Consider the following 13,302-nt stretch of genomic DNA (forward strand, 5'->3'; position numbering starts at 1 on the left):
TCCTCAATTCCCGCGACCGGAACCGGCCGGGGGCAAAATCTCGTCCAGACGGGCGGCCAGGGCCGCGAAGTCGACCTTTTCCTGGGGCGCCTCGCCACGCAGCGGCTTGAGCGCCACCTGTTGCGCGGCCAGTTCGTCCTCACCCAGGATCATCGCCCAGAGCGCGCCGCTCTTGTCGGCCTTCTTGAACTGGCTCTTGAAGCTGCCGGCGCCGGCGTTGACCAGCAGACGCAGGTCGGGACGGGCATCGCGCAGTTGCTCGGCCAGCTTGAGGCCGGCCAGTTCGGCCGCCTCGCCAAAGGCGCAGAGATAGAGATCGGCGGGGCGCTGCAGATCACCGGGCAGCCGCTCCAGGGTTTCCAGCAGCAGCACCAGGCGCTCGACGCCCATGGCGAAGCCGACCCCCGGGGTAGGCTTGCCGCCGAACTGGGTGATCAGGCCGTCGTAGCGGCCACCGGCGCAGACGGTGCCCTGGGCACCCAGCTTGTCGGTGACCCACTCGAAGACGGTACGGCCGTAGTAGTCCAGGCCTCGCACCAGCTTGGGATTGATCTGGTAGCGGATGCCGGCGGCGTCCAGGCGGGCCTTGAGGCCATCGAAGTGGGCGCGGGATTCGTCGTCCAGGTAATCCGCCAGGGTCGGGGCGTCCTGCAGCAGCGCCTGGGTCTGGGCGTTCTTGCTGTCGAGGATGCGCAGCGGATTGGTGGTCAGGCGGCGCTGGCTGTCTTCGTCGAGTTGCTCGAAGCGGTCCTGCAGATAGGCCACCAGGGCTTCGCGATAGCGCACGCGATCGGCACTGGAACCCAGACTGTTGAGCTGCAGGGTGACGGCATCGGTCAGGCCCAGGCGCTGCCAGAGGCGCGCGGTGAGCACGATCAGCTCGGCGTCGATGTCCGGACCGGGCAGGTTGAACACCTCCACGCCGATCTGGTGGAACTGGCGATAGCGACCCTTCTGCGGCTTCTCGTAGCGGAACATCGGCCCGGCGTACCAGAGCTTCTGCACCTGGCCACCGCCGGTCATGCCATGTTCGAGCACGGCCCGCACGCAACCCGCGGTGCCTTCCGGCCTCAGGGTCAGGGACTCCTCGTTGCGGTCGAGGAAGGTGTACATCTCCTTGTCGACCACGTCGGTGCCCTCGCCAATGCCGCGGGCGAAGAGTTCGGTGAACTCCATGATGGGCAGACGGATCTCGTGATAGCCATAGCCATCGAGCAGCGTCGCGAAGGTACGTTCCAGGTAGCGCCAGGCCGGAGTCTGCTCCGGCAGGATATCGTTCATGCCACGGATGGCTTGCAGGGACTTGCTCACGAAAGGGCCTTATTCCTTGATCTTTCAGCTGCGCGCGATGAGTGCGGCATCCGCTTCGGCCTTTTCGGCCGCCTTGCGGCGGATGAGCCCTTCCAGCTCGTCCACCAGATTGTCGTTGTTCAGCTTGGAGGCCGGCTTGCCGTCGATGTACACCAGGTTGTTCGGCGTACCCCCGGTCAGGCCGACGTGGGCCTCCTTGGCTTCGCCGGGGCCGTTGACCACGCAGCCGATCACCGCGACGTCCAGGGGCACCAGCAGGTCCTCCAGGCGCCCTTCCAGCTCGTTCATGGTCTTGACCACATCGAAGTTCTGCCGCGAGCAGCTCGGGCAAGCGATGAAGTTGATGCCACGCGAACGCAGGCGCAGGGATTTCAGGATGTCGAAACCGACCTTGATCTCCTCGACCGGATCGGCCGCGAGCGAGATGCGGATGGTGTCGCCGATGCCTTCGGCCAGGAGCATGCCCAGACCCACGGCGGATTTCACCGTACCCGAGCGCAGGCCGCCGGCTTCGGTGATGCCCAGGTGCAGCGGCTGCTCGATGCGGGTGGCCAGCTGGCGATAGGCGGCCACGGCCATGAAGACGTCACTGGCCTTCACGCTCACCTTGAAGTCCGGATAGTCCAGCTTCTCCAGGTGGTCGACGTGGCGCATGGCTGATTCCACCAGGGCTTCCGGGGTGGGCTCGCCATACTTCTTCTGCAGGTCCTTCTCCAGCGAACCGGCGTTGACGCCGATGCGGATCGGGATGCCACGCTCGCGGGCCGCGTCGACCACCGCCCTGACCCGGTCTTCGCGACCGATGTTGCCGGGGTTGATGCGCAGGCAGTCCACGCCCAGCTCGGCCACGCGCAGGGCGATCTTGTAGTCGAAGTGGATGTCGGCCACCAGCGGCAGGCTGACCCGCTGCTTGATGCGACCGAAGGCTTCGGCGGCGTCCATGTCGGGCACCGAGATGCGCACGATGTCGGCACCGGCGTCCTGCAGGCGCTGGACCTGGGCCACGGTGGCGTCGACGTCGCAGGTTTCGGTGTTGGTCATGCTCTGCACGGCGATGGGGGCATCGCCGCCGACCGGTACCGAGCCGACCCAGATCTTGCGGGACAACCGACGTTTGATGGGCGATTCGCTATGCATGCTGGTTTCCCATGGGGTCGCCGGACGTCATTGTCCGGCCTGACCGAGTTTGATGCGGGCGGTCTCGCCCTTGGTGTAGGGCGCAAGGTCGACGACCTGGCCGTTGTAGGAGATCTGGGCACCGCGGGCGAAGCCGAGACGGATGTTCACCGGCGCCTTGATCGAGGTGTATTCGAGGCTCTCGCCGCCCTTCTTCACGCCGCTGAAGAGGATCTTGCCGGTACCGTCGCTGACCTGCGTCCAGCAACTGGCGGTGAAGCGGATGTTCAGGCTGTCGCTGCCGGCGACGGGTGCCGCGCTGGCCGGCGCGGCAGGAGCCGCTGCGGTGGGCGCCGTCGGGGCCGGCGTAGTCGAACCCGTTACCGGGGCTGGGGTGGGCGCGGCGGTGGGGGCGGTCATGGCGGCGACGGCATTGGCATCCGGCGTCGGTGTGCCCACCGGGGAAGGCACGGTGGTCGCCGGTTGCTGGGCGGCGGCCGGAGGCTGTTCTTCCGGCTCGTCGATCGGATGGATCTCGGTCTTGCCGTCGGCGCCCTCGACCTCGACATGCTCCATGCTCACGGCACTGGCGCTGGAGGCCTGGCGACTGCGCTCCTGCCACCAGAACAGGCCCATGGCGATGATCAGCACCACCAGGATGAAACTGACGAATCTCAGGACATTGCGCGACAGCCGCACCGGCTCGTCGAGCCGCCCCAGGCTGTGCACGGTGCTGCCCTTGGCATCGGTGCCGGTATAGCCGTCGAAGGTACGCACCAGCTCGATCTGGTCCAGGCCGAGCAGCTTGCCATAGGCCTTGGTGTAGCCGCGGGCAAAGGTGTGCCCCGGCATCTGCTGATAGTTGCCGGACTCGAGCTGCTCGATGATGCGCTCGCTGAGATTGAGATTCTGGGCGACCTGGGCCTGGCTCCAGCCAAGCTCCAGCCGCTTCTGACGCAAGATCTCACCGGGATTGCCCCGTCCGGCGTGTACCGCTTCGGATTGCACTGCGGTCATTTCTGCTCCGACTGAAGTTGACGATATTCAGGTGAGTTCGGGTAGAGGCGCTTCAGCTGCAGGGCATAGCTCGCGGCGGTGTTGCGATCATTGAACACCTCGGCAAGACGGATCCCGAGCAGCAGGCTGCGGGCATCCTGGGGGCTTAGCTGGCTGAAGGCCTGGTAATAGCTCCGGGACGGCACGTAATCGCGCGTCTGGTAGGCCAATTGAGCCAATTCGAACAGGGCTCTGGGCTGATTGCGATCCAGCCGCAGGGATTTTTCCAGATTTTCCTTGCCCAAGTCGACCTGATTGAGTCGCAGGGCGGTCAGGCCGAGATTCTCGAACACCCGGGCGCGCTCCGGATAGAGGCTGTCCTCGGCGGCCTGGGTGAAGCGTTCGTAGGCATCCTTGTAGCGCCCCTGCTCATAGAGGAAGCTGCCGTAGTTGTTGAGGATGCGGGCATCGTGGGGCCGTTCGCGCAGGGCCAGGCGGTATTCCTGATCGGCCAGGTCGGTTTCGCCCTGGGCCTGGAACACCAGTCCGAGCGCGGCATGGGCGTCGGCGCTGGACGAATCCAGCTCCAGGGCCTTCTTCAGCGGCACCTTGGCCTGCTCGGTATTGCCCTGCTGGACATAGCCAAGGCCGAGCTGAATGTAGGCATCACGGGCCTGCATCCGTCCCTGGCGGGTATCCATGGGGTTGCGGTCACCCTCGGTCACGCAGCCGGCGAGGCCACCGACCAGCAGGACGAGCGCGACAGCCGCAAAGCGCGTGATCGCCATGGTCGCGCCCTCAGCCCTGGAGCGGCGTTACGGTTTCGGCACCGTCGAGCTGACGAACGGCGATGTAGCGCTGGCTGCGGCGGGTGCGGTCCATGACCTGCCCCACCAGCTGGCCGCAGGCGGCGTCGATGTCGTCACCGCGGGTGGTGCGCACCGTGACGTTGAAACCGGCCTGCATCAGCAGCTCCTGGAAACGGCGGGTGGCGTTCTTGCTCGGCCGCTCGTAGCCGGAGTGCGGGAAGGGATTGAAGGGAATCAGGTTGATCTTGCAGGGCACGTTGCGCAGCAGTTCGATCATCTGCAAGGCGTGCTCGGGCAGGTCGTTGACGTCCTTGAGCAGGGTGTACTCGATGGTCAGGACGCGCTTCTCACCCAGTTGCCGGATGTACCTCTGGCAGGCATCGAGCAGCATGGCCAGGGGATACTTACGGTTGATCGGTACCAGCTCGTTGCGCAGCTCGTCGTTGGGCGCATGCAGCGACAGCGCCAGGGAGACGTCGATGTGCTTGGCCAGCTCTTCGATCATCGGCACCACGCCCGAGGTGGACAGGGTGACCTTGCGCTTGGAGATGCCATAGCCGAGGTCGTCCATCATGATGCGCATGGCGGCGACGACGTTGTCGAAGTTCAGCAGCGGTTCGCCCATGCCCATCATCACCACGTTGGTGATGGCGCGGTCGATCTTGGCGGGCACGCTGCCAAAGGACTTGTTGGCGATCCACACCTGGCCGATCACTTCGGCGGCGGTGAGATTGCTGTTGAAGCCCTGCTTGCCGGTGGAGCAGAAGCTGCAGTCCAGCGCGCAACCGGCCTGGGACGACACGCACAGGGTGCCGCGGCCGTTCTGCGGGATGTAGACGGTCTCGACGCAGCTGCCGGAGGCGACGCGGATCACCCACTTGCGGGTGCCGTCGCGGGAGATGTCCTCGCTGACGATCTCGGGACCACGGATTTCCGCGGCGGCCTTGAGCTTTTCCTTGAGCGCCTTGCCCAGGTTGCTCATGGCGTCGAAATCGTCGATGCCGAAGTGATGGATCCACTTCATGACCTGGCCGGCGCGAAAGCGCTTCTCCCCGATGGACTCGAAGAACGACTCGAGTTGCGGCTGGGTCAGGCCCAGCAGATTGACCTTATCGGTGGCTATGGTCATGGGATCACCTCGACGAAATCTGTTTGAAGCCCGCGCAGGGCGCGGGCGGTGCCAGGAAGGCGGGCTGGCCGCTTCCCTGGCCAGCGCTCATCCTTAGCGGACGCGCTCGCAGACTTCGGTGGCTGCGAAGAAGTAGGAGATCTCGCGAGCGGCGGACGCTTCGGAGTCCGAACCGTGGACGGCGTTCTCGTCGATGGAGACGGCGAAGTCGGCACGGATGGTACCGGCGTCGGCCTTCTTGGGATCGGTGGCGCCCATCAGCTCACGGTTCTTGGCGATGGCGTTGTCGCCTTCCAGCACCTGGACCACGACCGGACCGGAGGTCATGAAGGAGACCAGATCCTTGAAGAAGGGACGCTCTTTGTGTTCGGCGTAGAAGCCACCGGCTTCGCGCTCGGACAGCTGGACCATCTTGGCAGCGACGATGCGCAGACCAGCCTTCTCGAAGCGGGTGACGATCTCACCGACGACATTCTTGGATACGGCATCGGGCTTGATGATCGACAGGGTACGTTGAACAGACATGTGAACTCCGAATGTGGGAATAGAGCAAAAACGAAACCCGCGGATTATACGCGGGTCCCGGTGAAAAGCGTAGCGCGGTACGGGCGATGCGTCAGGCGGACTCTTCGATCCAGGCGGCCTGGATGGCCTCCAGCACCTTCTCGCCACCCCGCTGGGGATCGTCGTCGAATTCCGGCAGCTCCACGACCCAATTGCGCAACTTGACGAAATTCACGTAGCGCGGATCCACGTCAGGATGGGCGTCGTTGAGTTCGATGGCGATATCCAGCACATCGGTCCATTTCAGTGCCATGACAGCTGTCCTCAGTGACCTTCGGAAACCTGGTTGATGGTGTAGCGCGGAATCTCCACCACCAGGTCTTCGCTGCCTACTACCGCCTGGCAGGACAGGCGCGAACGCATCTCCAGGCCCCAGGCCTTGTCCAGCATGTCGTCTTCGACTTCATCGGAGGGCTCGAGGGAATCGAAGCCTTCCTGGACGACCACGTGGCAGGTGGTGCAGGCGCAGGACATCTCGCAGGCGTGCTCGATTTCGATGCCGTTGCGCATGGCCGCGGCGATGATGGTTTCGCCTTCGCTGGCTTCGAAGACCGCACCCTCGGGGCAGTGCTCGGCGTGGGGCAGCAGGGTGATCTGCGGCATGATGGAACTACTCCTCGATATCGTTGAGACGACGACCCGCCAGGGCCGCCTTGACCGAGGCGTTCATCCGCCGGGCGGCGAAGGCATCGGTTACGTGAGAAAGACGCTTGGTCCGCTCTTCGAGCGCCTGGAGGTCGGTGGTGTCCAGCAGCTCGGCCAGCTGGCCGATTTCCAGCTCGATCACCTGACGCTCCTCGGCGTCCAGCAGGCGCTCGCCATCGGCGGCCAGGGCGGCGGTGACCGCCTCGATCAGCCGCCGGGCCTCGACCTGCTGCTCGCGCAGCGCGCGGGCCTGCATGTCGTCACCGGCATGACGGAAGGAGTCCTGCAGCATGTTGGCGATCTCGCCGTCGGTCAGGCCGTAGGACGGCTTGACCTGGACGCTGGCTTCCACGCCGCTGGACAGCTCGCGGGCGCTGACGCCGAGCAGGCCATCGGCATCGACCTGGAAGGTGACACGGATCTTGGCGGCACCGGCGACCATGGGCGGGAAACCGCGCAATTCGAAACGGGCCAGGGAGCGGGCGTCCTTGACCAGTTCGCGCTCGCCCTGCAGCACATGCACCAGCATGGCGGTCTGGCCGTCGCGATAGGTGGTGAAGTCCTGGCCCCGCGCCACCGGGATGGTGGTGTTGCGCGGAATGATCTTCTCCATCAGACCGCCCATGGTCTCGAGCCCCAGGGACAGAGGGATGACGTCCAGCAGCAGCAATTCTTCGCCAGCGCGATTGCCGGCCAGGGAATCGGCCTGCAGGGCGGCGCCGATGGCGACCACACGATCCGGATCGATGTCGGTGAGCGGGGTGCAGTCGAACAGCTCGCCCACGGCTTCACGGACATAGGGCACGCGGGTGGATCCGCCGACCATGACCACGGCGGCGATGTCCGCCGGCTCCACTTCCGCATCGCGCAGGGCACGGCGGCAGGCCTTGAGGCTGCGCGCGACCAGCGGCGCGATGAGTTCCTGGAAGGTGCCGCGTTCCAGCACGCCCGACCAGTCGCCATGACCGACCTCGACGCGCTCGGCAGCGGACAGGGCTTCCTTGGCGGCGCAGGCACTCTGCAGCAGGCGCCGCTGGGTGCCCGGATCCAGATCGCTGGACAGCCCGGCCTGCTGGACGATCCAGCTGGCGATGGCATGATCGAAGTCGTCGCCGCCCAGGGCGCTGTCACCACCGGTGGCCATGACCTCGAAGACACCGCGGGTCAGGCGCAGGATGGAGATATCGAAGGTACCGCCGCCCAGGTCGTAGATGGCGACCACGCCCTCCTCGCCCCGGTCCAGGCCGTAGGCCACGGCGGCCGCGGTAGGCTCGTTGAGCAGGCGCAGGACGTTCAGGCCGGCGAAGCGGGCGGCGTCCTTGGTGGCCTGGCGCTGGGCATCGTCGAAATAGGCCGGCACGGTGATGACCGCGCCGACCAGTTCGCCACCCAGGGTGGCCTCGGCCCGCTCGCGCAGCACCCGCAATATATCGGCGGAGACCTCCACCGGACTCTTGCGCCCGGCAGCGGTATCGATGAAGGGCATTTCCGATTCACCGGCGACGAAGCGATAGGGCAACTGCTCGCCCAGTTGCTTGACGTCGGCGATGCCACGCCCCATGAGGCGCTTGACGGAGAGAATGGTATTGAAGGGATCCTGGGCGGCGGCGGCCTTGGCGCCGGCCCCCACTTCCACGCCGTCGGCGGCATAGCGCACCGCGGACGGCAGGATCACCTCGCCCTGCAGGTCGGGCAGGGTCTCGGCCACGCCACTGCGGACGGCGGCCACGAGGGAATTGGTGGTGCCCAGATCGATACCCACCGCCAGCTTGCGCTGGTGCGGCTTGGGCGCCATTCCGGGTTCGGCTATCTGCAATAGAGCCATTGGCTAGTCGGCTTATGGTTGTCGGTGCCTGAGCGACACCTGTGATTAATCGTCCAGACGCTCTTCGAGCTGGCGGATCTCGCTGGCCAGCTTGTCGAGAAACTGCATGCGACGGACCAGGCGCTCGGCAGGCTCGCGCTGGGCGGGGTCCTGCCAGATCGCGGCGAAGGCCTGCTCGATGTCGCGCTGCGCATCCTTGAGCCGCTGGCGAAAGGCGGGGATGCCCGCGCTGTCGCCCGCGTCCTGCAGGTCTTCCAACTCCTCGCGCCACTGCAATTGCTGCATGAGGAATTCGGTGTCCTGGATGGTCGCTTCGAGCGGCATCTCGTGCCCTTCGAGCTCCAGCAGATAGCGCGCACGGCGCGACGGGGCGCGCAGCACGTGATAGGCCTCGTTGAGCTCGGCCGAGCGCTCCAGCGCCTGGCGACGCTCGCGCTCCGGCGCATCGGCGAATCGATCCGGATGGACCGTGCGCGCCAGATCGCGGTAACGCGAGGCCAGACCCGCCTGGTCGATCTCGAAGGCGGGCCGGATCTCGAACAGCGCGAAGTGACAGGGCTTACCCATGGCCGGCCTCAGATGTTGAAGCTTTCGCCGCAGCCACACTCGCCACGCACGTTGGGATTGTTGAACTTGAAGCCCTCGTTGAGGCCTTCGCGCACGAAATCCAGCTCGGTGCCGTCCAGGTAGACCAGGCTCTTGGGGTCGATGATGACCTTGACGCCATGGCTTTCGAACACCTGGTCCTCGGTCGCGAATTCATCGACGAACTCGAGCACGTAGGCCAGCCCCGAGCAGCCCGTGGTACGAACGCCCAGGCGGATGCCCTCTCCCTTGCCGCGCCCCTCGAGGGAACGCTGCACGTGGCGGGCGGCGGACTCGGTCATGCTGATCGCCATGGTTCCTCCTTAGAGCAGGCCTTTCTTCTGCTTGTAGTCGCTGACCGCCGCCTTGATGGCGTCTTCGGCGAGTACCGAGCAGTGGATCTTCACCGGCGGCAGCGCCAGTTCTTCGGCGATCATGCTGTTCTTGATCGACGCCGCTTCCTCGATGCTCTTGCCCTTCATCCACTCGGTGGCCAGGGAGCTGGACGCAATGGCGGAGCCACAGCCGTAGGTCTTGAACTTGGCGTCTTCGATGATGCCCTGCTCGTTGACCTTGATCTGCAGGCGCATCACGTCGCCGCAGGCCGGGGCGCCGACCATGCCGGTGCCGACATCGGGATCGGCCGCGTCGAATTTGCCGACGTTGCGCGGATTTTCGTAGTGGTCGATGACCTTTTCACTGTATGCCATGGTTCAATCCTCGCTTATCAGGGTGGGTCAGTGGGCTTGCCACTCGACCTGACTCAGGTCTACGCCTTCTTTGAACATGTCCCACAGCGGAGACAATTCGCGCAACTTGTTGACGGCTTCGGTGACCTTGCTCGCGGCGTAGTCAACGTCTTCTTCGGTGGTGAAGCGACCGAAGGTGAAGCGGATGGAGCTGTGCGCCAGCTCGTCGTTGCGGCCCAGGGCGCGCAGGACGTAGGACGGCTCCAGAGACGCCGAGGTACAGGCCGAACCGGACGAGACCGCCAGGTCCTTGAGCGCCATGATCAGCGACTCGCCTTCGACGTAGTTGAAGCTCAGGTTCAGGTTGTGCGGCACGCGATGGAGCAGGCTGCCGTTCAGGTAGACCTCTTCCAGGCCTTCGAACTGCCGGTAGAAGCGATCGCTCAGGGCCTTGATGCGGACATTTTCCTGGACCATCTCTTCCTTGGCGATGCGGAAGGCTTCGCCCATGCCGACGATCTGGTGGGTCGCCAGGGTGCCCGAACGCATGCCACGCTCATGGCCACCGCCGTGGGTCTGGGCCTCGATACGCACGCGCGGCTTGCGACGGACGTAGAGGGCGCCAATGCCCTTGGGGCCGTAGGTCTTGTGGGCCGAGAAGGACATCATGTCGACCTTGAGCTTTTCCAGGTCGATCTCGACCTTGCCGGTGGACTGGGCGGCGTCGACGTGAAAGAGCACGCCACGGGAGCGGGTCAGCTCGCCGATGGCGGCGATGTCGTTGACGGTACCGATTTCGTTGTTGACGTGCATGATGGACACCAGGGTGGTGTCTTCACGCAGGGCCGCCTCGATCATCTCGGGGGTGATCAGGCCGTCTTCGCCCGGCTCGAGATAGGTGACCTCGAAGCCTTCACGCTCGAGCTGGCGAGTGGTGTCCAACACCGCCTTGTGCTCGATCTTGGAGGTGATCAGGTGCTTGCCCTTGTTCTGGTAGAAGTGCGCGGCGCCCTTGATGGCCAGGTTGTCGGACTCGGTGGCACCGGAGGTCCAGACGATCTCGCGCGGGTCGGCGTTGACCAGTTCGGCCACCTGACGACGGGCGTTTTCCACGGCTTCCTCGGCCTTCCAGCCGAACAGGTGGGAGCGCGATGCGGGGTTGCCAAAGTTGCCGTCCACCAGCAGGCACTCGCTCATCTTCTGAGCGACGCGCGGATCGACGGGCGTGGTGGCGGAATAGTCTAGGTAGATCGGCAATTTCATCGGTTACTCCTAATCAGACGGGCGTCTCTGCTCAGTCGATGGTGGACGCTTCGATTTTTTCGACCGCTAAGGGCGATTGCTTGCTGGCACAGGCCTTGGTGTCCTGACGCTTGGCCACCTGCTGGATCTCGTTGCGGGCGACCAGGTCGGCCAGGGTAATGCCACTCAAAAAGGTGTGGATCTGATCGCTCAGGTCGCACCAGAGGTGGTGAGTCAGGCAGGTATCACCCTGGTGACAGCCCCCACCGCCCTGGCAGCGGGTGGCATCCACGGATTCGTTGACGGCATCGATCACCTGGGCCACATGGATACCGCCCATGTCGCGCGCCAGCTGATAACCGCCGCCGGGACCGCGTACGCTGTTGACCAGCGCGCCACGGCGCAGCCGGGCAAACAGCTGCTCCAGATAGGACAGCGAAATGCCCTGCCGCTCGGAAATGTCGGCCAGCGACACCGGGCCCCGCTGGGCGTGCAGCGCCAGGTCGAGCATGGCGGTTACGGCATAGCGGCCTTTGGTGGTCAGTCTCATGACGAACTCGAGCGGGTTGCATCGGATGACCTGATTATCGGATTCCCGACAAAAAAGGTCAACTATAAAACCCACCAAATCACTCAGGCATTATCTATCGGAGGGATAGTCCGCGGGTGGGATTCGCCGCGGGCGGCCTTCTGGGTTTCGGTCAGGATGCCACGCAGGATGTTCATCTCCAGCTTGCTGATGCCGGCGCGCCCATAGAGGCGGCGCAGGCGACTCATCAGGTGGCGCGGCTTGGCCGGATCGAGGAAGCCGATCTCCACCAGGGTCTGCTCCAGGTGCTCGTAATAGAGCTCCAGCTCTTCCACCGTCACCGGCTGGGTGTTGAGCATGGCGGTGGCCTCGACCTTGTTCATCTTGGTCGGCTGGTTCTGCGCCGCCAGCCAGGCCATGCGCACCTCGTACACCAGCACCTGGACCGCCGCGGCGAGGTTGAGCGAGCCGAACGCCGGATCCGAGGGGATGTGCACGTGGTAGTGGCAGCGCTGCAACTCTTCGTTGGTCAGGCCGGCGTATTCGCGCCCGAATACCAGGGCCACCTCGCCGCCCTGCTCCACCTGGGCCAGGGAGGTGGTGGCGCATTCCCGCGGATCGAGCAGCGGCCAGGGGATGCGCCGATCGCGGGCGCTGGTGCCGAGCACCAGGCTGCAGCCGGTCAGGGCCTCTTCCAGGGTGTCGACCACAATGGCGGCGTCGAGCACGTCATTGGCCCCGGAGGCGCGGGCATTGGCCTCGCCACTGGGAAAGTCCTCGGGATCGACCAGATAGAGGCGCGACAGGCCCATGTTCTTCATTGCCCGGGCGGCACCGCCGATGTTGCCGGGATGGCTGGTATTGACCAGAACGACGCGGATGTTGTGCAGCACGTGGCTATCCTCGAACGGACGCGGGAAATCGGCGCCGTATACTACGCCCACAGGCGCCCGCTGGCCACGAATACCCCTTCCAGCGCCGCGAAGTCTGCTATCATTGCCGGCTTTCCTTATACAACCCAGGTGATTTATCCATGCAGCCCATGCTGAACATCGCACTGCGCGCGGCCCGCAGCGCCGGTGAACTGATTTTCCGTTCGATTGAGCGCCTGGACGTGATCGCCGTCGACGAAAAAGGCGCCAACGACTTCGTTTCCGAAGTCGACCGGGCCGCCGAGCAGACCATCCTCGCCACCCTGCGCAAGGCCTACCCCACCCATGGTTTCTACGGTGAGGAATCCGGCTACCTGGCGGGCGAAGGCGAAGGCGCCGACTACGTCTGGGTCGTCGACCCGCTGGACGGCACCACCAACTTCCTCCGTGGCGTCCCGCACTTCTCGGTCAGCATCGCCTGCAAGTACAAGGGCCGCCTGGAACACGCCGTGGTCCTGGATCCGGTGCGCCAGGAAGAATTCACCGCCAGCCGTGGCCGCGGCGCCGCCCTGAACGGCCGGCGCATCCGCGTCACCAATCGGCGCAGCCTGGAAGGCGCCCTGCTGGGTACCGGCTTCCCCTTCCGCGCCAATGACGTCGACCACCTGGACAACTATCTGGGCATGTTCCGCAGCCTGATCGGCCAGACCGCCGGCATCCGCCGCGCCGGCTCCGCCGCGCTGGACCTGGCCTATGTCGCCGCCGGTCGTTTCGACGCCTTCTGGGAAATGGGGCTGTCGGAGTGGGACATGGCCGCAGGCGCCCTGCTGGTCCAGGAAGCCGGTGGCCTGATCGGCGACTTCAATGGCGGCCACGACTTCCTCGAGAAGGGCCACATCGTCGCCGGCAACCCCAAGTGCTTCCGTGGCCTGCTGACGCAGATCCAGCCGCACCTGCCGGCCTCGCTCAAGCGCTGAGTTCACCTGGCTT

At 65.1% G+C, this 13,302-nt stretch carries 16 protein-coding genes; 1 reads left to right on the plus strand and 15 read right to left on the minus strand.

The genetic code is table 11. The features are described from left to right. Window positions 1–3: 3 nt before the first annotated feature. The 15 genes from hisS to trmJ form a co-directional block, all read right to left on the minus strand. On the minus strand, window positions 4–1,311 hold the full coding sequence (hisS, locus tag PVZ77_RS18225) for a histidine--tRNA ligase (RefSeq protein WP_273807939.1): 1,308 nt from the start codon (window positions 1,309–1,311) through the stop codon (window positions 4–6). 24 nt (window positions 1,312–1,335) lie between these two features. Beyond that, window positions 1,336–2,448, minus strand: coding sequence for a flavodoxin-dependent (E)-4-hydroxy-3-methylbut-2-enyl-diphosphate synthase (ispG, locus tag PVZ77_RS18230; RefSeq protein ID WP_231354549.1), 1,113 nt, complete (start codon window positions 2,446–2,448; stop codon window positions 1,336–1,338). Between the two features lie 27 nt (window positions 2,449–2,475). Beyond that, window positions 2,476–3,444 carry a RodZ domain-containing protein gene (locus PVZ77_RS18235; protein WP_273807941.1) on the minus strand — a complete coding sequence of 323 codons (969 nt, stop codon included), beginning with the start codon at window positions 3,442–3,444 and terminating at the stop codon, window positions 2,476–2,478. Next, window positions 3,441–4,211 (minus strand): type IV pilus biogenesis/stability protein PilW, encoded by a 771-nt coding sequence (gene pilW / locus PVZ77_RS18240; RefSeq protein ID WP_273807942.1) that lies wholly within the window; start codon window positions 4,209–4,211, stop codon window positions 3,441–3,443. The genes PVZ77_RS18235 and pilW overlap by 4 nt, the downstream gene beginning before the upstream one ends. Window positions 4,212–4,221: 10 nt before the next feature. Next, window positions 4,222–5,361 carry a 23S rRNA (adenine(2503)-C(2))-methyltransferase RlmN gene (gene rlmN / locus PVZ77_RS18245; RefSeq protein WP_273807943.1) on the minus strand — a complete coding sequence of 380 codons (1,140 nt, stop codon included), beginning with the start codon at window positions 5,359–5,361 and terminating at the stop codon, window positions 4,222–4,224. A 93-nt stretch (window positions 5,362–5,454) separates the two neighbouring features. Next, the gene (gene ndk, locus PVZ77_RS18250; RefSeq protein ID WP_273807945.1) at window positions 5,455–5,886 is read right to left on the minus strand and encodes a nucleoside-diphosphate kinase; all 432 of its coding nucleotides are present in this window, start codon (window positions 5,884–5,886) and stop codon (window positions 5,455–5,457) included. Window positions 5,887–5,977: 91 nt separating this feature from the next. Then, window positions 5,978–6,178: a Fe-S cluster assembly protein IscX gene (gene iscX / locus PVZ77_RS18255; RefSeq protein WP_273807946.1), complete on the minus strand. Its 201-nt coding sequence runs from the start codon at window positions 6,176–6,178 to the stop codon at window positions 5,978–5,980. Window positions 6,179–6,189: 11 nt separating this feature from the next. After that, window positions 6,190–6,528 carry an ISC system 2Fe-2S type ferredoxin gene (gene fdx, locus PVZ77_RS18260; protein ID WP_273807947.1) on the minus strand — a complete coding sequence of 113 codons (339 nt, stop codon included), beginning with the start codon at window positions 6,526–6,528 and terminating at the stop codon, window positions 6,190–6,192. A 7-nt stretch (window positions 6,529–6,535) separates the two neighbouring features. Continuing rightward, on the minus strand, window positions 6,536–8,395 hold the full coding sequence (gene hscA, locus PVZ77_RS18265) for a Fe-S protein assembly chaperone HscA (RefSeq protein WP_273807949.1): 1,860 nt from the start codon (window positions 8,393–8,395) through the stop codon (window positions 6,536–6,538). 45 nt (window positions 8,396–8,440) lie between these two features. Continuing rightward, on the minus strand, window positions 8,441–8,962 hold the full coding sequence (gene hscB, locus PVZ77_RS18270) for a co-chaperone HscB (RefSeq protein WP_273807950.1): 522 nt from the start codon (window positions 8,960–8,962) through the stop codon (window positions 8,441–8,443). Between the two features lie 8 nt (window positions 8,963–8,970). Then, window positions 8,971–9,294 (minus strand): iron-sulfur cluster assembly protein IscA, encoded by a 324-nt coding sequence (gene iscA, locus PVZ77_RS18275; protein ID WP_273807951.1) that lies wholly within the window; start codon window positions 9,292–9,294, stop codon window positions 8,971–8,973. A gap of 9 nt (window positions 9,295–9,303) precedes the next feature. Next, on the minus strand, window positions 9,304–9,690 hold the full coding sequence (gene iscU / locus PVZ77_RS18280) for a Fe-S cluster assembly scaffold IscU (protein WP_007162419.1): 387 nt from the start codon (window positions 9,688–9,690) through the stop codon (window positions 9,304–9,306). A 27-nt stretch (window positions 9,691–9,717) separates the two neighbouring features. Next, window positions 9,718–10,932: an IscS subfamily cysteine desulfurase gene (locus tag PVZ77_RS18285; protein WP_263259550.1), complete on the minus strand. Its 1,215-nt coding sequence runs from the start codon at window positions 10,930–10,932 to the stop codon at window positions 9,718–9,720. 31 nt (window positions 10,933–10,963) lie between these two features. Further along, window positions 10,964–11,461, minus strand: a complete 498-nt coding sequence (iscR, locus tag PVZ77_RS18290) for a Fe-S cluster assembly transcriptional regulator IscR (RefSeq protein WP_017639755.1) — start codon at window positions 11,459–11,461, stop codon at window positions 10,964–10,966. A gap of 83 nt (window positions 11,462–11,544) precedes the next feature. After that, window positions 11,545–12,333, minus strand: a complete 789-nt coding sequence (trmJ, locus tag PVZ77_RS18295) for a tRNA (cytosine(32)/uridine(32)-2'-O)-methyltransferase TrmJ (protein WP_017639756.1) — start codon at window positions 12,331–12,333, stop codon at window positions 11,545–11,547. A 140-nt stretch (window positions 12,334–12,473) separates the two neighbouring features. Between trmJ and suhB the strand changes: the two genes are divergently transcribed. Further along, the gene (gene suhB, locus PVZ77_RS18300; protein WP_133862774.1) at window positions 12,474–13,289 is read left to right on the plus strand and encodes a type III secretion system regulator SuhB; all 816 of its coding nucleotides are present in this window, start codon (window positions 12,474–12,476) and stop codon (window positions 13,287–13,289) included. Window positions 13,290–13,302: the final 13 nt, after the last annotated feature.

The sequence above is a fragment of the Pseudomonas sp. SHLD1 genome (genome assembly GCF_028640935.1).
Classification (GTDB): domain Bacteria; phylum Pseudomonadota; class Gammaproteobacteria; order Pseudomonadales; family Pseudomonadaceae; genus Chryseomonas; species Chryseomonas aestiva.